Below are 24,821 nucleotides of genomic sequence, written 5' to 3' on the forward strand. Positions count from 1 at the left end.
GGCAGAGTGTCCGCCGTGACGTTCACCACCTGGGGGCGGACCTTCACCGCCGAGCCCGCACAGCAGGCGACACCCCGCGACGAGGCGGCGCTCCGGGCGCTGGTCGCCCGCGCCGCGAGCGACGGGCTGCGGGTGCGTGCCGTCGGTGCGGGGCACTCGTTCACCGACGCCGCCGTGACCGACGGGCTGCTCCTCAGCCTGGACCACCTGCGCGGGCTGGAGTCCGTGCAGCGGCTGCCCTCCGGCAGCGCCCGGGTCACGGTCGGGGCCGGCACCCGGCTGCACGAGCTGAACCGGACCCTGGCGTCGCACGGCCTGGCGATGCGCAACCTCGGCGACATCGACCGGCAGTCGGTCGCCGGGGCGATCTCCACCGGTACGCACGGCACCGGTGCGCGGCTCGGCGGGCTGGCGACGCAGGTTCGCGGGGTGCGGCTGGTGCTGGCCGACGGCTCGGTGCGGACGGTCACCGACGACGACCCGCCCGGCTCGCCGGAGCGGGTGCTGTTCGAGGTGGCACGCCTCGGCCTGGGCACCGTGGGCGTGCTCGCCGCGGTGACCCTCGAGGTCGTGCCGGCCTACCTGCTCCGCTCGACGGAGACCGTGCGGCCTTGGCGTGAGGTCGTGGACGGCTACGACGCGCTGGTCGACCGGCACGAGCGGGTCGACGCCTACTGGTTCCCCGGCACGGACCGCATGCTCACGTGGTGCAACGACCCCCTCGACCGCGACGAGGCAGTCGCCCACGCCGAGCGGCAGGAGGGCCTGCCCGGCGCCCTGCGTCGCCTCGGCGCCGGCGCCCGCACCGTGCTCGACGAGGAGGTCCTGGCCAACGGCGTCCTCGGCGCCGCCATGCACGTGGCGGCCGCGACCCCCCGCTGGGTGCCGCGGATCAACCGGATGAGCGCGGCCGCGCTCGGTGACCGCACGTACGTGGCGCCGTCGGACCAGGTCCTGGTGACACGGCGGCGGGTGCGCTTCGCGGAGATGGAGTACGCGGTGCCCCGCGACGCCCTGCGCGAGGTGCTGACCGACCTGGCAGCCTGGCTGCGGACGTCCGGCGAGCCGGTGCCGTTCCCCGTGGAGGTGCGCTGCGCGGCGGCGGACGACGTGTGGCTGTCCACGGCACGCGACCGGGACACGGCGTACGTGGCCGTGCACCAGTACCACCGGATGCCTCGCGAGCGGTACTTCGCCGCGGCGGAGGAGATCTTCGTCGCGGCCGGAGGACGGCCGCACTGGGGCAAGCTGCACACCCGTACGGCCGACGACCTGGCCGAGCACTACCCGCTCGACGACGTCGCGAGCGTGCGTGCCGTCGTCGACCCCGGTGGCACCTTCCGGAACGCCTACACGGACCGGGTCCTCGGCACCCCGTAGACGTCGGGGCGGTTCGGGGAGCGGGTCGAGGCCGGAGCTACCGGGCGGTCGGGGCGACCAGGGCCGTGGCGATCGCCGCGACGCCCTCGCCGCGACCCGTGAGCCCCAGGCCGTCGGACGTCGTCGCGCTCAGCGAGACCGGGGCGCCGGCCGCCTCCGACAGCGCCGCCTCGGCCTCCGCCCGGCGCGGCCCGACCTTGGGCCGGTTCCCGATCACCTGGACCGCGACGTTGCCGATCTCGAAGCCCGCCGAGCGCACGCGGCGCGCTGCCTCGGCGAGCAGGGTGACGCCGCTCGCTCCGGCCCACTCGGGCTGTCCGGTGCCGAAGTGCGACCCGAGGTCGCCGATGCCCGCCGCCGAGAACAGCGCGTCGGCCGCGGCGTGCGCCGCGACGTCCGCGTCCGAGTGGCCGGCGAGCCCGCGCTCCCCCGGCCAGCGCAGGCCACCGAGCCACAGCTCGCGGTCCGACCCCTCGGGAGCGAACGCGTGGACGTCCACGCCGACGCCGGTCCGCGGCAGGGCGCTCATCGTTCCTCCAGCAGCAGGGTGGCGACGGCGAGGTCGCGCTCGGTGGTGATCTTCAGGGCCGCGGCGTCGCCCGCGACCACGTGCACCGGCTCGCCGAGCGCCTCGACCAGGCCCGCGTCGTCGGTGGCGGCCAGGTGCTCGGCGGCCGCCCGGGACGCACCCTCGGCGTGCGCCCGGACCAGCAGCTCGCGCTCGAAGCCCTGCGGGGTCTGCACGGCCCGCAGGGTGCTGCGGTCGGGGGTCTCGACCACGCGCTCGACCACGGGCGCGCCGGCGGCGGACCGCTCGACCGGGGCGCCGTCGTCGGGCGCCACCCGTTTGATGGTGTCGGTGACCGGCAGCCCGGGGACGACGGCGGGGTGCCCGCTGCGCACGGCCGCCACGACACGCCGGACCAGCGCGGGCGGGGTGAGCGGCCGGGCGGCGTCGTGCACGAGGACGACGTCGGTGCCGGGCTCGGCGCGGGCGAGCCCGGCCGCGACCGACGCCTGGCGCGTGACGCCGCCGTCGACGACCTGCAGCTCGAGGTCCAGGGGGCCGACGGCGGCACGCATCTCCGCGCTACGACCTGGTGGCGCGGTGATGACGAGGAGGTCCACCACGCCGGAGTCCGCCAGAGCCCGTGCGGCATGGGCGATCATCGGCAGGCCGCCGACGTCGACCAACGCCTTGGGGACATCCCGCCCGAGCCGCATGCCGGAACCGGCCGCGGTGAGGATCGCGAGCGTCGTCAGGAGGCGAGCACCTCGTCGATGATGGCGCCGGCCTTCTCCTCGTCGACACCCTCGGCGAGGGCGACCTCGGACTCGAGGATCTGACGGGCCTTGGCCAGCATGCGCTTCTCGCCCGCGCTCAGGCCACGGTCCGCGTCACGGCGGGAGAGGTCGCGCACGACCTCGCCGACCTTGATCACGTCGCCGGACGCGAGCTTCTCGAGGTTCGCCTTGTAACGCCGCGACCAGTTGGTCGGCTCCTCGGTGTACGGGGCGCGCAACACGTCGAAGACCCTGTCGAGGCCTTCCTGGTCGACCACGTCTCGCACGCCGACGAGGTCGACGTTCTCGGCCGGGACCTCGATCGTCAGGTCGCCCTGGGCGACCTTGAGCTTGAGGTACATCTTCTCTTCACCACGGATCTTGCGCGTCTTGACCTCTTCGATCAGCGCGGCCCCGTGATGCGGGTAGACAACCGTCTCGCCTACTGTGAACGTCATCTGTAGATGTCCCCTTTCCCAGTGGCCGAGTCTATCACGGGCAAGGGCTTCCTCCCCGTGCCCGCACGGCTTCCCAGCAGGCCTCGACAGGGCATCGCCGCAGGTCAGAGGCCTGCGCGGTGCCTCGGTGGATGTAGGTCGCCGGACCCCACTAGGATGGCGCCGGGCGCACTGCGTCCTCCCATCCAGTGACACAACGCGTGCACAAGACCTGCCGTCGGCACGCACGCTCCAGCCGAAGGAGAGCACGTGGCCCGCTCCGCCCGTCCTGCCCGAACCACCCTCGCCGTCGCGGGCGCCGCCGTCGGAGCGCTGCTGCTGGGCGCGTGCGCGCCGGTCACCACACAGCTGCCCTACGCCCCCTCGGACGGCACGCGCGTGGACTTCGCCGACGCCCAGGTGCGCGGGCTCAACCTGGTGGTCATCGCGGCCGAGGAGAACGCGCCGGGGAACCTGCTCGGCGCGCTGGCGAACAACTCGGACGAGGACGTCGTCTTCGAGCTCGAGACGCCGGGGGCGGCCCCGGTGTCGGTGCCCGTGGCCGCCGGCGAGACGGCCTACCTGGGCGCCGACGGCACGGAGACGCTCATCGACAACGTCGCCGCCATCCCCGGCGCCAACCTCGAGGCGACGCTCTCCGCGGCCGGCGAGACCGAGGAGTTCTTCCTGCCCGTGCTCGACGGCACGCTGCCGGAGTACGCCGACTACCTGCCCTGACCCACCGCCGAGGTAGCGCTGGCCCGGCCGAGGTAGTGGCTCATCCGCCGAGGTAGCGCTGGCCCGGCCGAGGTAGTGGCTCATCCGCCGAGGTAGCGCTGGCCCGGCCGAGGTAGCAGCGAAAGGCCCCTCCCGCTCGAGCGGGAGGGGCCTTTCGTCGCGGTGCGCGCTACTACCTCGGCGTCTGCACCACTACCTCGGCGTCTGCGTTTCTACCTCGGCGGGTGAGCCACTACCTCGGCGGGCGCGGCACTACCTCGGCAACGTCGCGCGGGGGGATCAGCCGAAGCGGCCCGAGACGTAGTCCTCGGTGGACTTCTCCGACGGCGACGAGAAGATCGTCGAGGTCTCGTCCATCTCGATCAGCTTGCCCGGCTTGCCGGTGCCCGCGATGTTGAAGAACGCCGTGCGGTCGCTCACGCGCGCTGCCTGCTGCATGTTGTGCGTGACGATCACGATCGTGTACTCGCTCTTGAGCTCACCGATCAGGTCCTCGATCGCGATCGTCGAGATCGGGTCGAGGGCCGAGCACGGCTCGTCCATGAGCAGGACCTGCGGCTTCACCGCGATGGCGCGGGCGATGCAGAGCCGCTGCTGCTGACCGCCCGACAGGCCCGACCCCGGCTTCTCCAGGCGGTCCTTCACCTCGTTCCAGAGGTTGGCGCCGTGCAGCGAGGACTCGACCATGTCGTCCGCGTCGGCCTTGGAGATCCGCTTGTTGTTGAGCTTGACGCCCGCCAGCACGTTGTCACGGATCGACATCGTCGGGAACGGGTTCGGCCGCTGGAACACCATGCCCACGTTGCGGCGCACGGCGACCGGGTCGACGTCCGAGCCGTAGAGGTCGACGCCCTCCATCTCGACGGTGCCCTCGACACGGGCGTTGGGAATGACCTCGTGCATGCGGTTCAGGGTGCGCAGGAACGTCGACTTGCCGCAGCCGGACGGCCCGATGAGGGCGGTCACCGACTTCGGCTCGATCGTCATCGTGATGTCCTGCACGGCGAGGAAGTCGCCGTAGTAGATGTTGAGATCCTTCACATCGATGCGCTGAGCCATCGTTGTCTCCTTCGTATGAGCTGCGTGTGCAGAAGCGGTTCTGCGCGTCAGCGCAGCTTCGGGGAGAACCAGCGGTTCACCAGCCGACCGATGATGTTGAGCAAGAGCACCAGCACGATGAGCACGAGCGCCGCACCCCACGCGTTCTGGAGCGCGATGTCCGGGATGCACGTCGCCGACTCGCCGCCCGGGCACGTGGCCAGGCCCTGGCTGTACTGCCGGTAGGCGAACACCGGCAGTGTCATCATGCGCCCCTCGAACGGGTTCGTGTTGATCGAGTCCGTGACACCCACGGCGACCAGCAGCGGGGCGGTCTCGCCGATGACGCGGGCGATCGCCAGCAGCACGCCCGTCGTGAGGCCCGCCACGGAGGTGCGCAGCACGACCTTGACGATCGTCAGCCACTTCGGGACGCCGAGCGCGTAGGCCGCCTCGCGCAGCTCGTTCGGCACCAGCTTGAGCATCTCCTCGCAGGAGCGCACGACCACGGGGATCATCAGCACCGACAGCGCGACCGCGCCGATCAGGCCGAACCGTGCGGCCGGCCCGAGGATGAGCGTGAACAGCGCCACGGCGAACAGACCGGCCACGATCGAGGGGATGCCCGTCATGACGTCGACGAAGAACGTCACGGACCGGGCCAGTGCGCCGCGGCCGTACTCGACGAGGTAGATCGCGGTCAGCACGCCGATCGGCACCGAGATCAGCGTGGCCAGGCCGGTGATGATGAGCGTGCCCATGATGGCGTGGTAGATGCCACCGGTCGGGTCGCCGCCGAAGATGTTGCGCATCGACAGCGTCAGGAAGTCCATGCTGATCCGCCCGATGCCGTTGGACGTGACGGTCCACAGCAGGGAGATCAGCGGCACCATGGCGAGCGCGAAGGCTCCCCAGACCAGCACCGTCATCGTGCGGTCGACGCGCTTGCGGCCCGGGTGGGCCGCCGTCAGCATGCTGCGCACGCGTTCGGTGCTCTCGGCCGTCGGCGGGTGTGCGGTGGTCGCGCTCATCAGTTGGCCCCCGAGAATTCCTTGCGCCGCGCCACGATCGCGCGCGCTCCCATGTTGACGGCCAGCGTGATGACGAACAGCACGAGGCCGGTGGCGATCAGCGTGTTGACCGCCAGCCCGCTGGCTTCCGGGAAGTCGAGGGCGATGTAGGCGGCGATGGTCTGGTGCTGGGCGCTGTCGAGGATGTGGAACGAGTAGAGGAACCCGGGCGAGAGGATCATCAGGACCGCCATGGTCTCGCCGAGCGCGCGACCCAGCCCCAGCATCGCCGCGGAGATGATGCCCGAGCGACCGAACGGCAGCACGGCGGTCCGTACCAGCTCCCAGCGCGTGGCGCCGAGGGCGAGCGCGGCCTCCTCGTGCAGCTTCGGCGTCTGGAGGAAGACCTCGCGCGAGACGGCGGTGATGATCGGCAGGATCATCACCGCGAGCACGATGGCGACGGTCGCGAGCACGCGGCCCGTCGGCGAGGCCTCGCCGGCGAACAGCGGGAACCAGCCGAGGTACTCGTTGAGCCACGACCAGATCGGCACGACGAACGGGGCGAGGACGAAGAAGCCCCACAGGCCGTAGATCACCGACGGCACCGCGGCGAGCAGGTCCACCAGGTAGCCGAGCACCTGGGACAGCCGGCGGGGCGCGTAGTGCGAGATGAACAGCGCGATGCCGATCGCGAGCGGCGTGGCGATCGCCAGCGCCAGGATCGCGGCGAGCAGCGTGCCGAAGACCAGCGGGCCGACGTACGCGACGAACGACGTGTCCTCCGGGTAGCGCGGCACGGCGGTGGCGAGCTCGTCGCTCCCTGCGGTGAGCGCCGGCCACGCCTGCCACAGGAGGAACAGCGCGACGGCGGCCAGGACCGCCAGGATCAGGACGCCCGAGCCCACGGCGATCCAGCGGAAGACGCGGTTGAAACCGCGGTCGGACCCGCGACGGCGGGTCGCTCGGGCTCTGGCCCGGGGCGGACTGTCGGTCATGCTCACTTCGATTCCTCGTTCGTGCTTGGGCACTGCGGCCGCCTCTGCTTCAAGAGGCCGACGCCGGGCCCGGTGGCCGGGTGCACCCCCTCGGGGCGCTGCACCCGGCCACCGGGCCGACGTCGACCTGCGGGTGAGTCGGTCAGCCCGCGGAGATCGACTCGATGCCCGGCATGACGGCCTGGCGGATCGTGTCGGAGAGCGGGGCGGAACCGGCGGCGTCGGCCGCAGCCTGCTGACCCTCCTCGCTGGCGAGGTAGGTCAGGAAGCCCTTGACGAGACCGGCGGTCTCCTCGTCGGCGTAGGTCGTGCAGGCGAGGGAGTAGGAGACCAGGACGATCGGGTAGGTGCCCGCGATGTCGCGCTCCAGGTCGATCGTGTAGACGTACTCGCTGGTGCCCTCGGTGCGCGGGGACTGGGCCACGACCTCGGCGGCGGCCTCGGCCGAGTACGGGACGAACTCGTCACCGACGCCGACGGCGACGGTGCCCAGGTCGGCGATCTGGGAGGCGTCGGCGTACGTGATGGTGCCCTCACCGGCCTGCGCGGCCCCGACGACGCCGGAGGTGCCCTGCGCGGACTCCTGGCCCTCGACCGGCCACACGCCGGACGGCTCCTCCGTCCAGATGTCGGGGGCCACCGAGTAGAGGTACTCCTCGAAGTTCTCCGTGGTGCCCGACTCGTCGGAACGGTGCACCACGGTGATCGCGGTGTCGGGGAGCTCGGCGTCGGGGTTGTCCGCCGCGATCGCCTCGTCGTTCCACTGGGTGATCTCGCCGAGGAAGATGCTGGCGATGGTCTCCGGCTGGAGGTTCAGCGAGTCGACGCCCTCGAGGTTGAAGGCCACCGCGACCGGGCTGACGTAGCCGGGGAACTCGATGACGCCACCCGGGCCGCACTGGGCCTCGGCCGCGGCGAGCTCCTCCTCGTCCAGGGCGGCGTCGGAGCCCGCGAAGGCGTACGAGCCGTCGCCGAAGCCGGTCCGACCGCCACCCGAGCCGACGGGGTCGTAGTTCACGGTCGCGTCCGGGTTCATCTGCTGGAACCCGGCGCGCCAGGCGTTCATCGCCGCCTCCTGCGAGGAGGCGCCGCCGCCGGAGAGCTGCCCGGAGAGCGACTCCATGTCCTCGGCGGAGCCGGTCTCCGTCGAGTCCGCGGTGTCGTCACCCGCCGCGGTGTCCGCGGGCTCCGGGTCCGAGCCGCACGCGGCGAGGCTCAGAGCGAGCACGCCGACGGCGACGGCAGATCCTGCACGAGTGAATCGGCTGAGGTTCACGAGTCGTCCATCCTTCACGCATGTGGTGGCACCGGCGGCCGCCGGCGTTCGACTGGAACGCTAGGGAGGCCAGGTGGCCCGGCAGCCAGGAGCAGGTGAACGACGCATGAACAACCGACGGCCTGTTGGCGCGCCGGCCTCTCAGGACTCGTCGTCGGCCAGCTTGTACCCCAGTCCGCGCACCGTCAGGAGGAGGGCCGGCGACCCGGGATCGGCCTCGATCTTGGAGCGGATGCGCTTCACGTGGACGTCCAGCGTCTTGGTGTCACCGACGTAGTCCGCGCCCCACACGCGGTCGATCAGCTGCCCGCGGGTGAGCACGCGTCCGGCGTTGCGCAGCAGCAGCTCGAGCAGGTCGAACTCCTTGAGGGGCAGCGAGACCGTCTCGCCGCCCACGGCCACCGTGTGCCGCTCCACGTCCATGCGCACCGGACCGACCTCGAGGACGGACTCGCCGTCGTCGTCGTGCCCGTTGGCGCCGCTGTCGGCGCCGGCCGCACCGCGCCGGCGCATCACCGCGCGCATGCGCGCCAGCAGCTCGCGGAAGGAGTACGGCTTGGTGACGTAGTCGTCGGCCCCGAGCTCCAGCCCCACCACCTTGTCGATCTCCGAGTCCTTGGCGGTGAGCATGATGATGGGCACGTCCCCCCGCTGCCGCAGCTCCCGGCACACCTCCGTGCCGCTGAGGCCCGGGAGCATGAGGTCGAGCAGCACGAGGTCCGCACCGCCGTCGTCGTACCTGTCCAGCGCGTCGTTGCCGTTCGACGTCGCCACGACCTCGTAACCCTCGCGGGTCAGCTGGTACGTCAGCGGGTCGCGGTAGGACTCCTCGTCCTCGACCACCAGGATGCGCGTCACGCGCCTACCTCCTCGTTCGTCGGGCCTTCCGGCCCGTGCTCATGGTCACCGCCGCGTCCCGCCCTCGGGGACGCGTGCGAGTCGTGGGTCACGCCGTCGGTCTCGTCGTCGGGGCTGCCCGACGACCCGGTCGTCAGCTCGCCGGCCGGCAGGTCCGCGGCAGGTATCCGCAGGGTGAACGTCGAGCCCTTGCCCGGCTCGGACCACACCCGCACGTCCCCGCCGTGGTCGGCGGCGACGTGCTTGACGATGCTCAGTCCGAGGCCGGTGCCGCCGGTGTCCCGCGATCGCGCGGGGTCCACCCGGTAGAAGCGCTCGAACACCCGCTCCTGCACCTCCGCGGAGATGCCGATGCCCTGGTCGACGACGTCGATCTCGACCAGCCCGCCGCGCTCGTGCACGCCGACGCCCACCCGGGTGTTCTCCCCCGAGTAGGACACGGCGTTGTCCAGCAGGTTGCGCACCGCCGTGACGAGCAGGTTGTGGTCACCGAAGACGACGCAGTCCGCCGAGCCGCCCACCGTGATGGTGATGTTCTTGCCCTGCGCCGTCGTCCGGGCACGGTCGACGGCCTCGTCGACGACGTCGCGGACCGGGACCGGACGGACCTTCTGCAGCGCGCCCGCCACCTGGAGGCGGGAGAGCTCGATGATCTCGTGCACCAGGGCGGACAACCGGTGCGCCTCGGACTGCATCCGTTCGGTGAACCGGCGCACGGCCACCGGGTCGTCCGCGGCGTCCTGCACCGTCTCCGCGAGGAGGGCGAGCGCGCCGACCGGCGTCTTCAGCTCGTGCGAGACGTTGACGACGAAGTCGCGGCGGATGGCCTCGACCCGCCGCGCCTCGGTGCGGTCCTCGGCCAGCACGAGGAGGTTGTCGAGCCCCAGCGCGGCGACGCGCACCTGCAGCAGCACGGTGCCGGAGCCGATCGGGCCGCGCGGCAGCTCCAGCTCCTCCTCGCGGATGACGCCGTCACGACGCACACCGTGCACCATGTCCACGATCGCCGGGTGCACCAGCGCGTCGTTGCGCACGATGCCCAGGGCGTAGGCGGGCGGGGACGCGCGGATGACCTCGTCGTCGTCCCCGATCACGACCGCTGCGGAGCGCAGCACCGACAGCACGCGCACCAGACCGCCGTCGAGCTCCGACGTCCCGGCGTCCGCGTCACGGCGCTGGTTGCGGTCCGAGAAGCGGAAGGCGAGGGCAGCGACCAGCCCGACGACGACGCCGAGCACGCCGGCGACGACGGCGGTCGCACCCTGGATGATTCCCTCCACGCCCTCAGCCTAGGTCGCGGCGACGCCCTCGCCGTGCCGGTGCGCCGTCTGCTTCCTGACGTGTCGTCCACTGTTCACCTGTGGACCTCGTGACGTTCACCTGGGAGTCTGGGCCGGCTGCGAGAGTTGCTCAGCACCAGAATCGAGAGGACACCCATGCGAGAGATCTTCGACGCCGAGCTGCAGCAGATCGGTGAGGGACTGGTCGAGATGAGCCGGCTGGTCGAGTCCGCGATCACGCGGGCCGGCGCCGCGCTGCTCGACGGCGAGCACCAGCTCGCACAGGACGTCATCGCCGCCGATCACGAGATCGACCGGCTCGAGAAGGACCTGGACGAACGCTGCGTCCACCTGCTCGCCCAGCAGGCCCCCGTGGCGACGGACCTGCGGATCGTCATCAGCGCCCTGCGCATCAGCGCCACGCTGGAGCGGATGGGCGACCTCGCCCAGCACGTCGCCGAGGTGGCCCGCGGGCGGTACCCGGCGCCGGCCGTTCCGGACCTGGCGCGAGAGACGTTCGTGGGCATGAACGAGGCCGCGACGCTCGTGGCCCGCCGCACCACCGAGCTCCTGGCGACCCGCGACATCGCGCTGGCCGTGGAGATCGAGCAGGGTGACGACGCCCTCGACCAGCTGCACCAGGACACGTTCGCCGCCACCCTCTCCCCGGGCTGGACGGGCACCGCGCAGGAGACCGTGGACGTCACGCTGCTGGGTCGCTACTACGAGCGGTTCGGCGACCACGGCGTCTCCGTGGCACGGCGCATCACGTTCCTCGTGACGGGCGACTTCGACGCGGAGCGCCCCGCCGTCACCGAGGCCTGAGCAGCGCAGCACCGCTGCCGGCCCGCAGGTTCACGCCGAACCTGCGGGCCGCAGTGCGTTCGAGGCGCGCACGCGGCGCTGCGGGTCCGTGAGGACGTCGACATCGGGGACAGGACCGACGACGACGGCGACGCGCCCGCCGTGGGGTGCGTCGCCGTCGTCCGGGTCGTCCGGGTGGTGCCGGTGTGCCGGCCTACTTGCCCTGGTTGGCCACGGCCGCGATGGCGTCCTTCGCGGCCTCCGGGTCGAGGTAGGTGCCGCCCGGGTTGGTCGGCTCGAGCGTCTCCTCGTCGAGCTCGTAGAGCAGCGGGATGCCCGTCGGGACGTTGAGCCCGGCGATGGTCTCGTCGTCGACGCCGTCGAGGTGCTTGATGATCGCGCGCAGCGAGTTGCCGTGCGCGGCCACCAGGACCGTCTTGCCGGCCTGCAGGTCGGGGACGATCTCGCCGTCCCAGTAGGGCAGGGCCCGCTCCAGCACCTGCTTGAGCGCCTCGCTGCGCGGGATCGGCTCGCCCGCGTAGCGGACGTCGGAGTCCTGCGAGAACTCCGAGCCGAGCTCGATCTCGGGCGGCGGCACGTCGTACGAGCGACGCCAGAGCATGAACTGCTCCTCGCCGTACTGGTCGCGGACCTGCTTCTTGTCCTTGCCCTGGAGGTCGCCGTAGTGGCGCTCGTTGAGGCGCCAGCTGCGCTTGACCGGGATCCAGTGGCGGTCCGCGGCGTCGAGGGCGTAGTTCGCCGTCATGATGGCGCGGCGCAGCAGGGAGGTGTGCAGCACGTCGGGCGTGACGCCCGCCTCCTTCAGGAGGGTGCCGCCGCGCTTCGCCTCCCCGATGCCCTTGTCCGACAGCGGGACGTCGACCCAGCCGGTGAAGAGGTTCTTGGCGTTCCACTCGCTCTCGCCGTGGCGGAGCAGCACGAGGGTGTAGGTCATGCCTCCATCCTGCCCTGCCCCCCGGGCCGGACGCACCATCCGGCCGGATCGCGGACGCCGACCGTCCGTCGTCCCGCCGTCGGGCCACCCGCCGTCAGGCGTCCGCGCGCTCCAGGACGAAGACGGGGATCTCGCGGTCCGTCTTCTGCTGGTACTCGGCGTAGTCGGGCCAGGCCTCGACCGCGCGCTCCCACCACGCCGACTTCTCCTCGCCGGTGACCTCACGGGCGACGTAGTCGTGCTTCTCGGTGCCGTCCTGCAGCTCGACCTGCGGGTTCGCCACGATGTTGAAGTACCAGACGGGGTGCTTCGGCGCACCGCCGAGCGAGGCGACGACGGCGTAGGCGCCGTCGTGCTCCACGCGCATCAGCGGGGTCTTGCGCACCTTGCCGCTCTTGGCGCCGATCGTCGTCAGGATGACGACCGGCTTGCCCCGCAGCGTGGTGGCCTCGGTGCCGCCCGAGGACTCGTACTTGTCGACCTGGTCGGCGGCCCAGGTGGACGGGCTGGGAACGTACTCTCCGGTGATAGGCATGTCCGCGGCAACGCCGTCGTGCGGGTCGGGCATTCCCGGCGCCCTACCTCGGCGCGGGCGGCACTACCTCGCGCGGCGGACCTTGCCGGCCTGCTCGTACACGTCGAGCATCGCCGCGGCGGCACGGTCCCAGGAGAACCGCTCGCTCGCCCGGCGCGCACCGGCCGCGAGCCGGGTGAGCCGTGGCTCGTCCGCGAGCAGCGCGGTCAGCTCCCGCGCCCACGTCCACGGGCTGTGGTCGCCCACCAGCACCCCCGAGACGTCGTCGACCACCACGGTCTGCAGCCCGCCCACCGCCGCGGCCACGACGGGCGTCCCGCAGGCCTGTGCCTCCGCCGCCACCAGGCCGAAGGACTCGTTGTGCGACGGCACCGCGACGACGTCGGCCGCCCGGTACCAGTCGGCGAGCTCGTCGCGCGGCACCGGCGGGCGCACGTCCACGTGCTCGGTGACCCCTACCTGGTGGGCCAGGGCCTCGAGCTCGCGCACCGCCGTCGGGCGCCCGCTCGCACCGCCCAGCACCACGAGGCACGGCAGCGCGCCGTCGTCTCGTGCGCCCGCCGGGTCCGCATGGTCCGCCATGACCCCGAGCGCGCGCACCAGGACGTCCGGGCCCTTGAGCAGCTGTACCCGCCCGGCGAAGAGCACCACCGGCCGGTCCGTGGGCAGGCCGAGCCGCTCGCGCAGCGCGCGCCGGGCCTGCGCCGTCGTCCCCGCGGCGGGCGCCGACGGCGCGAACTCCTCCAGGTCGACGCCCGGGGCCACCACGTGCACCCGGTCCGGGTCCGCGCCGCAGTAGCGGACCAGGTCGTCGGCCTCCTCCCGCGTCGACGCGACGAGCGCGTCCGAGGCCTCGACCACCTGCTCCTCACCGATGACCCGCCCCTGCGGCTCCGGGACGTCGCCCGGCGCGAGCGCCGCGTTCTTCACGTGCGCCATCGTGTGCATGGTGTGCACCAGCGGGACGTCCCACCGCTCGGCGGCCAGCCACCCGACCTGCCCCGAGAGCCAGTAGTGCGAGTGCACGACGTCGTACCAGTCGGCCGGGCGGTGCGCCTCGGCCCGCAGCACCCCGGCCGTGAACGCGCAGAGCTGCCCGGGCAGGTCGTTCTTGTCGAGCCCCTCGTACGGCCCCGCCGCGACGTGCACCACCCGGATGCCCGGCTCCACCTCGACCACCTTCGGCTGGGCCGACGTCGTCGCACGGGTGTAGATCTCCACCTCGGCCCCGCGTCGGGCCAGCGCCCGCGACAGCTCCAGGACGTAGACGTTCATCCCGCCCGCGTCCCCCGCACCCGGCTGGTCCAGCGGCGAGGTGTGGACCGAGAGCATCGCGACGCGCGGACCGGGCCGGGCCGGGGTGGTCATCGTGCCACCACGACGCATGCCGGCGGCGTCGCCCACGGCACGCGGGAGACGACCTCGCCCGCACCGGAACCGGCGTCCAGCCGCACCGCGGCCAGCTCGCTGGACCCCTGCAGCGCCACGACCACCAGCTCGGTGCCGTCCTCGGCCAGGACCTCGTGGTGCCGGGGCCAGCCGCCGTCCCCGAGCGGGGTGTCCGCGAGGTGCGTGAGCTCCGGTGCGGCGCCGTCGGCCACCGCGTGGACCGCGAGGACGTCGGGCCCCCGCACCCCCAGGTGCAGCCGCGTCCCGTCCGCGCTCAGCGTCAGGTGCCCGCCGAACTCCTCGCCGGCGACGGCGCCCGGCCGGACCGGCACGGCACCCGCGTGCTCCCAGCCGTCACCCGACGGGACCAGCACGTGGAGGCGCGCGTCGAGCTCACCGACCACCACCAGCGCACCGCTCGGCAGGACGACGAGGTGGCGAGGACCGGTGCCAGCGGGGAGTCGGGCGGCCACGTCGTCCTCCGCCGGGGTGCGGCCCGGGTCGGCATCGACCGGGTAGCGCCGGATCAGGTCGGCGCCGAGATCGGTGACCAGCACGTGGTCGCCCACGGCCGTGACCTGGTGGGCGTGCGGCCCCGCCTGCCGGTCCGCGACCGGGCCGGTGCCCTCGCCGACGTGGACCGCACGGTGGTCCGCCGCCGGGGCGCCGTCGTCGGCCACCGCGACCGCTGCTGCGGCGCCGTCGCCGTAGTTGGCGACCCACACGGTGCGGGGCGTCGCCACGACGTGGCACGGGTCGTCGCCGCCGGAGGCCAGGCCCCCGAGCGGTGCGAGGCCGTCGTCGCCGGACACCTGCAGGGCCGTCAGGCGGCCGGGCGCCGTCTCCGAGACGGCGTAGAGCGCCGGCACCTGCGGGTGCAGCGCGAGGAACGAGGGCGCTGCGACCTCGGCGGCGAGCGTCGGGGTGCCGAAGGCTCCGGTGCCCGGGTCGACGTCGATCCGCCACACGCCCTCGCCGGTGCCCGGCGTGCTGCCGGCGGGATAGGTGCCGATCCACAGGTTCCGGGAGCTCGAGGAGATCATGGGTCAAGCGTAGGCTCCGGCGGCAGCGCCGGCGGGCCGGGGACGACGCCGGCCGACGGCGGCGGGGCCCGGACAGCACCGCGCCCCGGCGGGGCTGATCCGACCGGGGCGCAGGCTGGTTGTGGTGCGGGTCAGTGCGCGGCCTCGTAGGCCTCCAGGACGCGACCCGGGATGCGGCCACGGTCGTTGACCGTGTGGCCGTTGTCGCGAGCCCACTCGCGGATCTTCTGCAGCTGCTCGCGGTCGGTGCGACCGCGGCGCGAGGATGTCGCGGCGCGGGGGGCGGTCTTCGCCGCCGTCTTGCGTCCGTGCCCGATCCACTGGGACAGGGACTCGCGGAGCTCGGCAGCGTGCGCTGCAGAGAGGTCGATCTCGTACGACACGCCGTCCAGCGCAAAGGTGACCGTCTCGTCACCCTCGCTGCCGTCGATGTCGTCGATCAGCACGACCTGTGTCTTCTGAACCACGCTGTCACCCTCCGGTGCCTCGAATTGATTGAGCGATTCGAGCATGCACGAGCAGGGAATGAAAAGTCAACTCAACACGACGAGTCCCGACTTCTTCATTGCCGCGGCCGAGTCATTCCCGGAATTGCTTCTCCGCCGCAGCCCGCGCCTCGGCATCATGGAGCTCGAGTGCCGCGCGCTCGTTCCGGTCGGCCCGCACGATCTTTCGCATCACCAACCAGAAGAGCAAGCCGACCCCCACGGAGGGGACGAGTCCTGCGAGCACCGCCCAGAACGTATCCATGGCCTGCCTTCTCAGTGCGTCGGCTTGACGAGCGGGAACAGAATGGTCTCGCGGATTCCCGCACCGGTGAGTGCCATGAGCAACCGATCGATACCCATCCCCATTCCTCCGGCCGGGGGCATCGCAAACTCCATCGCCATCAGGAAGTCGTCGTCGAGACGCATGGCCTCGTCGTCGCCGGCCGCCGCCAGCCGCGCCTGCGCCTCGAAGCGCTGCCGCTGGATCACCGGGTCGACGAGCTCAGAATAGGCCGTGGCGAGCTCGAACCCGCGCACGTAGAGGTCCCACTTCTCGACCTGCCCCGGCACGCTGCGGTGGTCGCGAGTGAGCGGGGACGTCTCGACAGGAAAGTCCCGCACGAAGGTCGGTGCGTGGAGATGGTCACCGACGTGGTGCTCCCACAGCTCTTCGACGAGCTTTCCGTGATTGGCCTTCTTCGGGTCGACCGCGATCTCGACCTTGTCGGCGAGAGCCGTGAGGTGCTCCACCGACGTCTCGGGCGTGATCTCCTCACCCACGGCGGCCGAGAGGGAGTCGTACATCTTGATGTCCGCCCACTCGCCACCGAGGTCGTACTCCTCGCCGTCGGCCAGCGTGACCAGCGTGGTACCGAGGACGTCCTCGGCAGCCTGTTGCACGAGATTCTTGGTGAGCGCGGCCATGGTGTCGTAGTCACCGTAGGACTCGTACGCCTCGACCATCGCGAACTCGGGCGAGTGCGAGGAGTCCGCGCCCTCGTTGCGGAAGTTGCGATTGATCTCGAAGACGCGCTCGACGCCGCCGACCACGGCCTTCTTGAGGAACAGCTCCGGCGCGATCCGCAGGAACAGCTCCATGTCGTAGGCGTTCATGTGCGTCTCGAACGGCCGCGCGGTGGCGCCCGAGGCGACCGTCTGCAGCATCGGCGTCTCGACCTCGAGAAAGTCGCGCCGGTGGAAGTTCTCGCGCAGCGAGCGCACGACGCCCGCGCGGACCCGCACCATGTCACGCGCCGCGGGGCGCGCGATGAGGTCCACGTACCGCTGGCGGACGCGCGCCTCCTCCGACAGCTCCTTGTGCAGCACCGGCAGCGGGCGCAGCGCCTTCGCCGCCATCTTCCACTCGTCCGCGAAGATGCTCAGCTCGCCCCGGCGGGACGCCCCGACACGCCCGTGGACGAACAGGTGGTCACCGAGGTCGACGTCGGCCTTGAACGCCGCCAGCGACTCCTCGCCGACGACCTTCTGGCTGAGCATCGCCTGGAGCCGGTTCCCCTCGCCGTCCTGCAGCGAGACGAAGCAGAGCTTGCCCGTGTTGCGCAGGAACACGACGCGACCCGCGACCCCGACGAGGTCGTCCGTCTCGACACCGGGCTCGAGGTGGCCGTAGCCGTCGCGGACCGCGGCGATCGTGGTGGTGATCGGCAGGCTGACGGGATACGCCTCGCCGCCCTCGGCGATGATGCGGTCGCGCTTCTCGAGGCGCACTCGCAGCTGCTCGGGGAGGTCGTCGGGCAGGTCGTCGGGCACAGGTGAGCCGGGATTCGCGGGGGTCGTCACCGTTCGATTCTACGGCCCGACCGAACCTCTCCCCCCACGTTGTGGGTGCACGACACGCCGTCGGCAGGATCAGTCGAGCGGCGTGTCGTGCACCCACAGCGGGGTGGGGGGCGGGGCGACGGCGGCGGTACCGTTCGGGTGTGACCACGCCCGACAGCACCCCGGACCACGCCCCCGCCGCCGTCACGCCCGGCCTCGACGCCGCATGGATCGCGCGCACGGTCGAGACGGCGCTCGACGAGGACCTCGGCCCCGCGCCCGGCCGGGACGTCACCACCCAGGCCACGGTGCCGCCGTCGGCCACCGGGACCGCCGACCTGGTCGCCCGCGAGGAAGGCACCGTCGCCGGGCTGGTGACGGTGACCGAGACGCTCCGCCAGACGGCCCGCCGGCTCGGCCTGCCCGAACCCGAGGTGACCTTCCACGCCCAGGACGGCTCCGCCGTCGTGCCCGGGCAGGTGCTGGCCACCCTGACCGGCAGCACGCAGGTGCTGCTCGTCGCGGAGCGGACCCTGCTCAACCTGGCCTCTCGTGCCTCCGGCGTGGCCAGCGCGGCCGCCGCGTTCAGCCGCGAGCTCGCCGGGACCGGCGCCCAGGTGCTCGACACCCGCAAGACCACGCCGGGGCTGCGGGCGCTGGACAAGTACGCGGTGCGCGCGGGCGGCGGGACCAACAAGCGCATGGGGCTGTACGACGTCGCGATGGTCAAGGACAACCACGTGGTCGCCGCCGGCGGGGTGGGCGCCGCGATCCGGGCCGTGCGCGCCACGTTCCCCGACGTGCTCGTGCAGGTGGAGGCCGACACGACCGCCCAGGCCATGGAGGCGCTCGACGCGGGCGCCGACTTCCTGCTCCTGGACAACATGCCCACCGCGGTGCTCGCCGCGACCGTCGCCGCCGTCCGCGAGCGCCAGGGGCGCGACGGCGTGGCGGAGCACGTCGAGCTGGAGGCTACGGGCAACCTCACCCTCGACCGGGCGCGGGAGGTGGCCTCGACCGGGGTGGACTACCTGTCGGTCGGGGCGCTCACGCACTCCGCGCCGATCCTCGACCTCGCCCTCGACCTGCGGGCCTAGCCACTACCTCAGCGCGAGCCGCACTACCTCGGCGCGCCGGGCACTACCTCGGCGCGCCGGGCACTACCTCGGCGCGCCGGGCACTACCTCGGCGCGAGCCGTACTACCTCGGCGCGCGGGGCACTACCTCGGCACGCGGGGCACTACCTCGCGAGGAGGGTGCCGTCGGCGTCGAGCGAGACGGTGACCCGCCGTTCCCAGGCCGGGTCGCGGTCCGGGAAGTCCGTGCGGAAGTGCCCGCCACGGCTCTCGGCCCGCACCCACGCCGCGCGCATCAGCGCCCGCGCGACCTGGTGGACGTTCGTGGTCTCCCACTCCGCGGTCTGCGGCGCCGCCACCACGTCCGCCTCCCGGTGGGCCGACGTCGTCACACCGGCCAGGGCGGCGTCCGCGCGTTCCAGCGACGCGGCAGAACGGACCGGGCCCGCGCCGTCGGACGCCGCCCGCTGTACCCGCGAGCGGGCCGCCGCCGCGACGAGCGCCGCGTCGCCCGGACGGTCGACCACCTCCGGCGCGTCGCGCAGCTCGCCCGCCTCGAACCGCCGCACCACGTCGGCCGCGGCGCGGTGCGCGAACACCAGGCCCTCGAGCAGCGAGTTGGACGCGAGCCGGTTGGCACCGTGCACGCCGGTGCACGCCACCTCGCCGACGGCGTACAGCCCCGGCACCGACGTGCGGCCGTGCAGGTCGGTGACGACGCCGCCGGAGTGGTAGTGCTGGGCCGGGGCGACGGGCACCGGCTCCTCGGTCCAGTCGATCCCGGCCTCCAGCAGGCGGGCGGTGATGCCCGGGAACCGGCGGCGCAGGAAGTCGGCACCCAGCGCGCGGGCGTCCAGCAGCACGTGGTCGGCGGAGGTCGCCGCCATCTGCCGCACGATGGCGTGCGCCACGACGTCGCGCGGGGCGAGCTCCGCCATCGGGTGCGCGTCCGGCATGAACCGCTGCCCCGCGACGTCGAGCAGCAGCGCACCCTCGCCGCGGACGGCCTCGCTGATGAGCGGCAGCTGGCCGCGCGCCCCGGCGCCGAGCCACAGCACCGTGGGGTGGAACTGCACGAACTCCAGGTCGCCGAGCTCGGCACCGGCCCGCAGCGCCGCCGCGATGCCGTCCGCCGTCGCGCCGGGCGGGTTCGTCGAGGAGCGGAACACCTGGCCCACTCCCCCGGTCGCGAGGACGACCGTCGGCGCGAGGACCGCCCCGACGCCGTCGCGCGATCCCTCCCCGCGCACGTGCAGGGTCACGCCGGCCACGGGCCCGGGCCCGCCCGACGACGGCGCCCCGGTCAGGACGTCCAGCACCAGGGCGTTCTCGATCACCTCGATGCCGGGGTCGTGCTGGACGGCCTCGATCTGCGCGACCAGCGCGCGGGAGATCTCCGCCCCCGTGGCGTCACCGCCGGCGTGGGCGATCCGGTCGGCGCGGTGACCGCCCTCGCGGGTGAGCGCGATGCCGCCGTCGGCCCCGCGGTCGAACGTCGCGCCACGGGCCACGAGCTCGCGCACGCGGTCCGGCCCCTCGGTGACGAGCACCTCGACGGCCGCGGGGTCGCTCAGCCCGCCGCCCGCCACGAGGGTGTCGTGCTGGTGCGCCGCCGGGGTGTCGTCGGGGTGCAGCACCGCGGCGATCCCGCCCTGGGCCCACACGGTCGACCCGGAGGACAGCTCCGCCTTGGTCACGAGCAGCACGCGCGGCACGCGGGTGCGCAGCTCGAGCGCGGCGGTGAGCCCGGCGATCCCGGACCCGACGACGACGGCGTCGGCGCGCGTCGTCCAGCCCGGTGCGGGGGCGGCGAGGGAACGGGCGAGCCGGGCGGGCCTCACCGGGCCGCGAGCGGGATGCCGGAGCTGACCAGCCCGAAGCCGTCCGGCACCTGACCCGGGTCGTCGTCGACCTGGACGATCCGGTTCTCGCCGTCCACGAACACGACGTGCGGCAGGAAGCTGCGTGCGTCGGCGTCGGAGAGCATGCCGTAGGCGATGATGATCACGGTGTCGCCCGGGTGGACCAGGTGCGCGGCGGCGCCGTTGATGCTGATCTGCCCCGACCCGGCCTCGCCGGGGATGACGTAGGTGGTGAGCCGGGCGCCGTTGTCGACGTCCACGACGTCGACCTGCTGGCCGGGGATCAGGTCCGCCGCCTCGAGCAGGTCGTTGTCGACCGTGATGGATCCCACATAGTGCAGGTCCGCCTGGGTGACCGTGGCGCGGTGGATCTTGCCGATCATCATCGGGCGCTGCAGCGAGGCCGGGCGGCGCGGGGGCGCGCTCGGCACGGGGGCGTGCGAGCCAACGGACGAAGCAGTCTGGTCAGTCACGAGATGCCTCCTGGCCTGGGGTTTCGCTGCCGTCGGAAGGCGCGACGACGTCCACGGCCTGGTTGTCGATCAGTCGGGTGGTCCCCACGCGCGCCGCGACGAGCAGGAGCGCGGGTCCGGTGTGCTCGGCGGGAACCTCCTCCACGGTATCCGGGTCGACGAGCGCGAGGTAGTCCACCACAACGTCGGTGGCCTCGTTGAGGATTCCCGAGGCCGTCGCCCGGACCGCCGCGGCACCCGCGCCTTCGGCCGCACGCTCCGCCCCGGCCCGCAGCGCGCGGGACAGCGCCAGCGCGGAGCGGCGCTCGGCGTCGGACAGGTACGCGTTGCGGGAGGAGAGCGCGAGGCCGTCCTCGTCCCGGCGGGTCGCGACGCCGACGATCTCCACGTCGAGGTCCAGGTCGCGCACCATGCGCCGCACCGCCAGGAGCTGCTGGGCGTCCTTCTGGCCGAACAGCGCGACGTCCGGGCGCGTGGCGTGCAGGAGCTTGAGGACCACCGTCAGGACCCCGTCGAGGTGCCCGGGCCGGAACGCACCCTCGAGCACCTCGCCGATCCGGCCCGCGCTGACGCGCACGATCGGGTCGCCGTCGGGGTAGACGACGTCGGGCGTCGGCGCGTAGACGACGTCGGCCCCCGCGCCGGCGAGCAGCGCGACGTCCCGCTCGAGGTCGCGCGGGTAGCTGTCCAGGTCCTCGCCGGCACCGAACTGCAGCGGGTTGACGAAGATCGTCACCAGCACCTGGCCGCCCGGCCCGGCCTCGGCCCGGGCCCGGCGCACCAGGTCGAGGTGACCCTCGTGCAGCGCACCCATCGTCATGACGACGGCGCGCCGGTCGGTGACCTCGGGCGCGGTGAGCGCCCACGTGGCCAGGGCGTCCTGCAGCCGGGACCGGGTCTCGACGACCACCGGGCGCCGGGGCTCGTCGCTCGCGTCGTGGGCGGGGGCGGTCATTCGTGCTCCTTGCGAGGTTCGTCGAGGGCGTCGAGCAGCGCCCGGGCCGCGACGTCGTCGATCCGGTGGCTCGCCAGCGCGCGGCGCGTGGCGCCCCGGGCGAGCTCCGTGTAGGTGGCCGGGACGTCGGTCGCCCCGGTCCGTGCCGCGAGGTCCCCGAGGACCTCGAGGTGGGTGGCCACCGTGCCCGCGTCGCCGCGGGACACCGGGCCGGTGAGTGCGGAGATCGCGCCGGGGCCGACGCCGTCACGCACGTCGGCGGAGCGGGTCGCGCCGTCGAGGGCCGCGCCCAGCAGCGGCGCCAGGACCCGGCCGGGATGCTCGATCCCGGCGGCCTCCAGCGCCTGGGCGGCCTGCGCGACCAGCACCACCAGGTGGTTCGACCCGTGCGCCAGCGCCGCGTGGTAGAGCCCGCGTGCCGCCTCGTCGACGACGACGGGCTCCCCGCCGATCTCGACGACCAGCGCCTGGCCGATGGGCAGCACCGCTCCCGGGCCCGTCACGGCGAACGTGCAGCCGGTGAGGCGGGCGAGGTCGAGCGAGGTGCCGGTGAACGTCATCGCCGGGTGGACCGCCAGCGGGATGGCGCCGGCACGCTGGGCCGGGGCGAGCACGTCGGTGCCGTAGCGGCCCGAGGTGTGCACCACGATCTGCCCGCCCTGCCAGGCGCCGACCTCCGCGAGCCCGGCGACCAGGCCGGCCAGGGCGTCGTCGGGCACCGCCATCAGGACGAGCTCCGCCCGTTCGACGACGTCGGGGATCTCGAGGTTCGCCACGCCCGGCAGGAGCGTCTCGATGCGTTCGCGGGAGTCGTCGGACACGCCGCTCGCCCCGACCACCGCGTGCCCCACCGAGCGCAGCGCGCTGCCGAGCACCGCGCCCACGCGGCCCGCGCCGACGACGCCCACGCCGAGACGGCCCGGTCGGGTGGTGGCCGCCGGGTCCGGCGGGCCCGACGGCGGCACGGCAGTCACGCGTCGCCCTCGGGTCGCGTCGGCCCCGCGTCAGGCTGCGTGTCGGGCTCCGTGTCGGGCTGTGCGTCCGACTGCGCGGCGGCCACCGCGGCCACCGTCTCCATCCAGCGCTCCGGCGTCTGCTGCGCACGGGCGGTACGGGCGCGCACCGCCTGCTCCGCGATGAGCCGCGCCGCGTCCGGGGCGTCCAGGTGGTGGACGGCCGGGCTGATCGGGCCCGGCGTCGAGTGCACGGTGAACGAGGCCACGCCCCGGCGTCGCTGCCACGGGCCCTGCCCGAGACCGAGCGACTGGGTGCGCTCGTGCGGCACCACCGCGAGGCGCCGGGTCAGGCGCCCGCCGCGCAGCAGCAGCGCACGGTCGGTGACCACGAAGCCGTTGCGGCGCCACGTCAGCGGGTCGAGGATCCGGGCCCGGCGCGGGCTCGTCGTGAAGCTCACGTCCGTGCGGGCGTCGCCCGTCAGCCCCTCGTCGACGAGCGCGGCCGGGTCCTGCGTGCCGAGGTCCGGGAGCACGAGCCACAAGGCGGTGAGTGCCTCCTGGCGCGGGCCCACCGGCAGCAGCACGCTCTGCGTGTCCGTGCCCTCGACGCCGTACCCGGCGACGTTGACCTTGATGCGCCACCAGTCCTTGCCGCGCCACCAGATGCCCTGGGTGAGCTCGATGGCCTGCACCCGGCCCGGCGGGATGGTCTGCGCACGGGTCTCGAGGAGCCCGTGGCGCAGCCGGATGCCGTCCGGCGAGACCGCCGCCCGGAAGCCGAACTCCCCGGCGAACCGGTTGAACAGGAACGTCCCCACGCCCAGCAGGGCCGGCAGCAGCGAGAACAGGATCCCGAAGTTGCGGGTGGCGGCCACGCCCACCCCGACCGCGATGAGGACGGCCAGGATGATCCAGACCACGGGCAGACGGACCAGCGAGGCCACCAGCCGGCCCGGCGGCACCTCGTAGACCTGGTTCTCGGGGGCCTCGGCCGGGACGGTGGCCCCGAGCATCGCGGGGTCCGGGGCGTCGGCGGCCACGACGGACCCTCGCGGCGCCTCGGCCTCGGCGTCCGCCGCCGGCGCGGTGGCGGTGCCGGCGTCGTCGGTGGCCACCGCAGGGGCCGTCGTCCCGGCGGTCCCCGCGCCGGCGCGACGGGCCTTCACCCCGGCAGCTCTCGCGAGCAGGTCCGCGCGCAGCTCGGTCGCGTCGTCGAGACGCAGGAACCCGATCGCCACCGCGGAGTCCGTGCCGCCCGCGACCTCCAGCGTCAGCTCCGCCAGCCCGAAGATCCGGGCCAGGAGGGGCTGGCGCACGTCCACCGCCTGCAGCCGGTCGAGCCGGGCGTGCCGCTGCTGGCGGAACAGGATGCCCTTGCGCAGGTGCGCGGCGTCGTCGTCGACCGCGTAGCTCGTCATGCGCCAGGCGAGCGCGGCGTACCCGAAGACGATCGAGAGCACGACCAGCACACCGAGGGCGAAGACCCACCACAGCCTCGCCAGGTCGTCGACGATCTCGCCGTACGGGACGCCGTCGAAGCTCTGCTGCGCCACCACGAAGAGCAGGGCGACGATCACCGCCCAGCCCCGGACGAACGGCGTGACCGGGTGGACCCGCCGCCACTGCTGCTGCGCCGGAGGCTCCGGGCTCTGCGCCGGGCGCGACGCCGAGGAGGGCACCGGGCCGCTGTCGCTCACAGACCCGCCAGCCTTGCCTCACCGCGCGCGGTGAGACGGTCACGGAGTCGCTCGGCCTCGTCCGGGGCGAGGCCCGGGATGACGGCGTCGGTGCTGGCGGCCGCCGTGTGCAGCTGGACCTTGGCGATGTCGAGCTTGCGGTCCAGCGGTCCCGCCTCGACGTCGACGAACTGCATGCGTCCGTAGGGCACCACGACGAGCTGGCGGAACAGGATGCCCTTGCGGATCAGGAGGTCGTCGTCGCGCTCGGCGTACCCCATGGCCCGGACCTGCCGGGGCACGAGCAGCACCGTCCACAGCAGCAGCGCCGCCAGGACGCCGGCGGGGATCCACACCCACGGCGTCACGAGCGCCGCCACGACGGCGCAGGCGACGAGCGGGAGGCCGAACGTCAGGGCGAGGACGACGAGCCGGGCCGTGATCAGCCGGGGCGAGACGCGGTCCCAGGTGACACCGGGCGGGTCGAACGGGCCCGCGGGCTGCGCGGCAGGATCGATCGAGGTCATACGT

26 protein-coding genes are annotated in these 24,821 nt (G+C 73.2%); 4 read left to right on the forward strand and 22 right to left on the reverse strand.

What is annotated here, in order from left to right:
* The first annotated feature begins 15 nt into the window (after positions 1-15).
* On the forward strand, positions 16-1,380 hold the full coding sequence (locus BCL65_RS05870; protein ID WP_106266460.1) for a D-arabinono-1,4-lactone oxidase: 1,365 nt from the start codon (positions 16-18) through the stop codon (positions 1,378-1,380).
* A 37-nt stretch (positions 1,381-1,417) separates the two neighbouring features.
* On the opposite strand, the gene ispF is transcribed toward BCL65_RS05870, so the two are convergent.
* Genes ispF through BCL65_RS05885 form a run of 3 tightly spaced genes read right to left on the reverse strand, consistent with a single transcriptional unit; the run spans position 1,418 to position 3,122 of the window.
* On the reverse strand, positions 1,418-1,909 hold the full coding sequence (gene ispF, locus BCL65_RS05875) for a 2-C-methyl-D-erythritol 2,4-cyclodiphosphate synthase (protein WP_106266106.1): 492 nt from the start codon (positions 1,907-1,909) through the stop codon (positions 1,418-1,420).
* The gene (gene ispD / locus BCL65_RS05880; RefSeq protein WP_243400832.1) at positions 1,906-2,604 is read right to left on the reverse strand and encodes a 2-C-methyl-D-erythritol 4-phosphate cytidylyltransferase; all 699 of its coding nucleotides are present in this window, start codon (positions 2,602-2,604) and stop codon (positions 1,906-1,908) included. Before ispD ends, ispF begins: the two co-directional genes overlap by 4 nt.
* Positions 2,605-2,639: 35 nt before the next feature.
* Complete coding sequence (locus BCL65_RS05885; RefSeq protein ID WP_098464588.1) at positions 2,640-3,122, reverse strand: CarD family transcriptional regulator; 483 nt, start codon at positions 3,120-3,122, stop codon at positions 2,640-2,642.
* Positions 3,123-3,371: 249 nt separating this feature from the next.
* On the opposite strand from BCL65_RS05885, the gene BCL65_RS05890 reads away from it, so the two are divergent.
* On the forward strand, positions 3,372-3,839 hold the full coding sequence (locus BCL65_RS05890) for a hypothetical protein (RefSeq protein WP_106266109.1): 468 nt from the start codon (positions 3,372-3,374) through the stop codon (positions 3,837-3,839).
* A 279-nt stretch (positions 3,840-4,118) separates the two neighbouring features.
* On the opposite strand, the gene pstB is transcribed toward BCL65_RS05890, so the two are convergent.
* The 6 genes from pstB to BCL65_RS05920 form a co-directional block, all read right to left on the reverse strand.
* Complete coding sequence (gene pstB / locus BCL65_RS05895) at positions 4,119-4,898, reverse strand: phosphate ABC transporter ATP-binding protein PstB (RefSeq protein WP_106266111.1); 780 nt, start codon at positions 4,896-4,898, stop codon at positions 4,119-4,121.
* A 47-nt stretch (positions 4,899-4,945) separates the two neighbouring features.
* Positions 4,946-5,908 carry a phosphate ABC transporter permease PstA gene (gene pstA, locus BCL65_RS05900; protein ID WP_106266112.1) on the reverse strand — a complete coding sequence of 321 codons (963 nt, stop codon included), beginning with the start codon at positions 5,906-5,908 and terminating at the stop codon, positions 4,946-4,948.
* Positions 5,908-6,885: a phosphate ABC transporter permease subunit PstC gene (gene pstC / locus BCL65_RS05905; RefSeq protein ID WP_106266114.1), complete on the reverse strand. Its 978-nt coding sequence runs from the start codon at positions 6,883-6,885 to the stop codon at positions 5,908-5,910. Before pstC ends, pstA begins: the two co-directional genes overlap by 1 nt.
* Before the next feature lie 142 nt (positions 6,886-7,027).
* Positions 7,028-8,161: a phosphate ABC transporter substrate-binding protein PstS gene (gene pstS, locus BCL65_RS05910; protein WP_207767678.1), complete on the reverse strand. Its 1,134-nt coding sequence runs from the start codon at positions 8,159-8,161 to the stop codon at positions 7,028-7,030.
* 141 nt (positions 8,162-8,302) lie between these two features.
* Positions 8,303-9,019, reverse strand: a complete 717-nt coding sequence (locus BCL65_RS05915) for a response regulator transcription factor (protein WP_106266116.1) — start codon at positions 9,017-9,019, stop codon at positions 8,303-8,305.
* On the reverse strand, positions 9,016-10,299 hold the full coding sequence (locus tag BCL65_RS05920) for a sensor histidine kinase (protein WP_106266118.1): 1,284 nt from the start codon (positions 10,297-10,299) through the stop codon (positions 9,016-9,018). The genes BCL65_RS05915 and BCL65_RS05920 overlap by 4 nt, the downstream gene beginning before the upstream one ends.
* 156 nt (positions 10,300-10,455) lie before the next feature.
* On the opposite strand from BCL65_RS05920, the gene phoU reads away from it, so the two are divergent.
* Positions 10,456-11,124, forward strand: coding sequence for a phosphate signaling complex protein PhoU (gene phoU, locus BCL65_RS05925; RefSeq protein WP_106266120.1), 669 nt, complete (start codon positions 10,456-10,458; stop codon positions 11,122-11,124).
* Between the two features lie 193 nt (positions 11,125-11,317).
* Here phoU and BCL65_RS05930 read toward each other — a convergent pair whose 3' ends face one another.
* The 7 genes from BCL65_RS05930 to lysS form a co-directional block, all read right to left on the reverse strand.
* A complete protein-coding gene (locus BCL65_RS05930) occupies positions 11,318-12,058 on the reverse strand; it encodes a phosphoglyceromutase (protein WP_106266122.1) in 741 nt (246 codons plus the stop codon).
* 94 nt (positions 12,059-12,152) lie between these two features.
* A complete protein-coding gene (locus BCL65_RS05935) occupies positions 12,153-12,593 on the reverse strand; it encodes a nitroreductase family deazaflavin-dependent oxidoreductase (protein ID WP_106266464.1) in 441 nt (146 codons plus the stop codon).
* 63 nt (positions 12,594-12,656) lie between these two features.
* A complete protein-coding gene (mshA, locus tag BCL65_RS05940) occupies positions 12,657-13,961 on the reverse strand; it encodes a D-inositol-3-phosphate glycosyltransferase (RefSeq protein ID WP_181340718.1) in 1,305 nt (434 codons plus the stop codon).
* Positions 13,958-15,025: a lactonase family protein gene (locus BCL65_RS05945; protein ID WP_106266123.1), complete on the reverse strand. Its 1,068-nt coding sequence runs from the start codon at positions 15,023-15,025 to the stop codon at positions 13,958-13,960. Before BCL65_RS05945 ends, mshA begins: the two co-directional genes overlap by 4 nt.
* A gap of 131 nt (positions 15,026-15,156) precedes the next feature.
* Positions 15,157-15,492 (reverse strand): histone-like nucleoid-structuring protein Lsr2, encoded by a 336-nt coding sequence (locus BCL65_RS05950; protein ID WP_106266125.1) that lies wholly within the window; start codon positions 15,490-15,492, stop codon positions 15,157-15,159.
* Between the two features lie 112 nt (positions 15,493-15,604).
* Entirely contained in the window at positions 15,605-15,775 is a 171-nt protein-coding gene (locus tag BCL65_RS17950) for a hypothetical protein (RefSeq protein ID WP_165799953.1), read from the reverse strand.
* An 11-nt stretch (positions 15,776-15,786) separates the two neighbouring features.
* Positions 15,787-17,313: a lysine--tRNA ligase gene (gene lysS, locus BCL65_RS05955; RefSeq protein WP_106266126.1), complete on the reverse strand. Its 1,527-nt coding sequence runs from the start codon at positions 17,311-17,313 to the stop codon at positions 15,787-15,789.
* Positions 17,314-17,453: 140 nt separating this feature from the next.
* On the opposite strand from lysS, the gene nadC reads away from it, so the two are divergent.
* Entirely contained in the window at positions 17,454-18,389 is a 936-nt protein-coding gene (gene nadC / locus BCL65_RS05960; protein WP_106266128.1) for a carboxylating nicotinate-nucleotide diphosphorylase, read from the forward strand.
* Positions 18,390-18,532: 143 nt separating this feature from the next.
* Here nadC and BCL65_RS05965 read toward each other — a convergent pair whose 3' ends face one another.
* From BCL65_RS05965 to BCL65_RS05990, 6 genes are all read right to left on the reverse strand, one after another.
* Positions 18,533-20,209: an L-aspartate oxidase gene (locus tag BCL65_RS05965; RefSeq protein ID WP_106266130.1), complete on the reverse strand. Its 1,677-nt coding sequence runs from the start codon at positions 20,207-20,209 to the stop codon at positions 18,533-18,535.
* Positions 20,206-20,616, reverse strand: coding sequence for an aspartate 1-decarboxylase (gene panD / locus BCL65_RS05970; protein WP_243400851.1), 411 nt, complete (start codon positions 20,614-20,616; stop codon positions 20,206-20,208). Before panD ends, BCL65_RS05965 begins: the two co-directional genes overlap by 4 nt.
* 79 nt (positions 20,617-20,695) lie before the next feature.
* A complete protein-coding gene (gene panC, locus BCL65_RS05975) occupies positions 20,696-21,658 on the reverse strand; it encodes a pantoate--beta-alanine ligase (protein WP_106266131.1) in 963 nt (320 codons plus the stop codon).
* On the reverse strand, positions 21,655-22,632 hold the full coding sequence (locus BCL65_RS05980; protein ID WP_243400833.1) for a Rossmann-like and DUF2520 domain-containing protein: 978 nt from the start codon (positions 22,630-22,632) through the stop codon (positions 21,655-21,657). The genes panC and BCL65_RS05980 overlap by 4 nt, the downstream gene beginning before the upstream one ends.
* Entirely contained in the window at positions 22,629-24,311 is a 1,683-nt protein-coding gene (locus tag BCL65_RS05985) for a PH domain-containing protein (RefSeq protein WP_243400834.1), read from the reverse strand. Before BCL65_RS05985 ends, BCL65_RS05980 begins: the two co-directional genes overlap by 4 nt.
* Positions 24,308-24,817 (reverse strand): PH domain-containing protein, encoded by a 510-nt coding sequence (locus BCL65_RS05990; RefSeq protein WP_106266133.1) that lies wholly within the window; start codon positions 24,815-24,817, stop codon positions 24,308-24,310. Before BCL65_RS05990 ends, BCL65_RS05985 begins: the two co-directional genes overlap by 4 nt.
* Positions 24,818-24,821: the final 4 nt, after the last annotated feature.

The organism is Isoptericola halotolerans (assembly GCF_003003075.1).
GTDB lineage: Bacteria > Actinomycetota > Actinomycetes > Actinomycetales > Cellulomonadaceae > Isoptericola > Isoptericola halotolerans_A.

Coding starts and splice junctions, on each gene's coding strand:
- ispF (WP_106266106.1), bottom strand. CDS start 1,909: ATGAGCGCCCTGCCGCGGACCGGCGTCGGCGTGGACGTCCACGCGTTC.
- ispD (WP_243400832.1), bottom strand. CDS start 2,604: ATGCGGCTCGGGCGGGATGTCCCCAAGGCGTTGGTCGACGTCGGCGGC.
- BCL65_RS05885 (WP_098464588.1), bottom strand. CDS start 3,122: ATGACGTTCACAGTAGGCGAGACGGTTGTCTACCCGCATCACGGGGCC.
- pstB (WP_106266111.1), bottom strand. CDS start 4,898: ATGGCTCAGCGCATCGATGTGAAGGATCTCAACATCTACTACGGCGAC.
- pstA (WP_106266112.1), bottom strand. CDS start 5,908: ATGAGCGCGACCACCGCACACCCGCCGACGGCCGAGAGCACCGAACGC.
- pstC (WP_106266114.1), bottom strand. CDS start 6,885: ATGACCGACAGTCCGCCCCGGGCCAGAGCCCGAGCGACCCGCCGTCGC.
- phoU (WP_106266120.1), top strand. CDS start 10,456: ATGCGAGAGATCTTCGACGCCGAGCTGCAGCAGATCGGTGAGGGACTG.
- BCL65_RS05930 (WP_106266122.1), bottom strand. CDS start 12,058: ATGACCTACACCCTCGTGCTGCTCCGCCACGGCGAGAGCGAGTGGAAC.
- BCL65_RS05935 (WP_106266464.1), bottom strand. CDS start 12,593: ATGCCTATCACCGGAGAGTACGTTCCCAGCCCGTCCACCTGGGCCGCC.
- mshA (WP_181340718.1), bottom strand. CDS start 13,961: ATGACCACCCCGGCCCGGCCCGGTCCGCGCGTCGCGATGCTCTCGGTC.
- BCL65_RS05945 (WP_106266123.1), bottom strand. CDS start 15,025: ATGATCTCCTCGAGCTCCCGGAACCTGTGGATCGGCACCTATCCCGCC.
- BCL65_RS17950 (WP_165799953.1), bottom strand. CDS start 15,775: ATGGATACGTTCTGGGCGGTGCTCGCAGGACTCGTCCCCTCCGTGGGG.
- panD (WP_243400851.1), bottom strand. CDS start 20,616: ATGATGATCGGCAAGATCCACCGCGCCACGGTCACCCAGGCGGACCTG.
- panC (WP_106266131.1), bottom strand. CDS start 21,658: ATGACCGCCCCCGCCCACGACGCGAGCGACGAGCCCCGGCGCCCGGTG.
- BCL65_RS05990 (WP_106266133.1), bottom strand. CDS start 24,817: ATGACCTCGATCGATCCTGCCGCGCAGCCCGCGGGCCCGTTCGACCCG.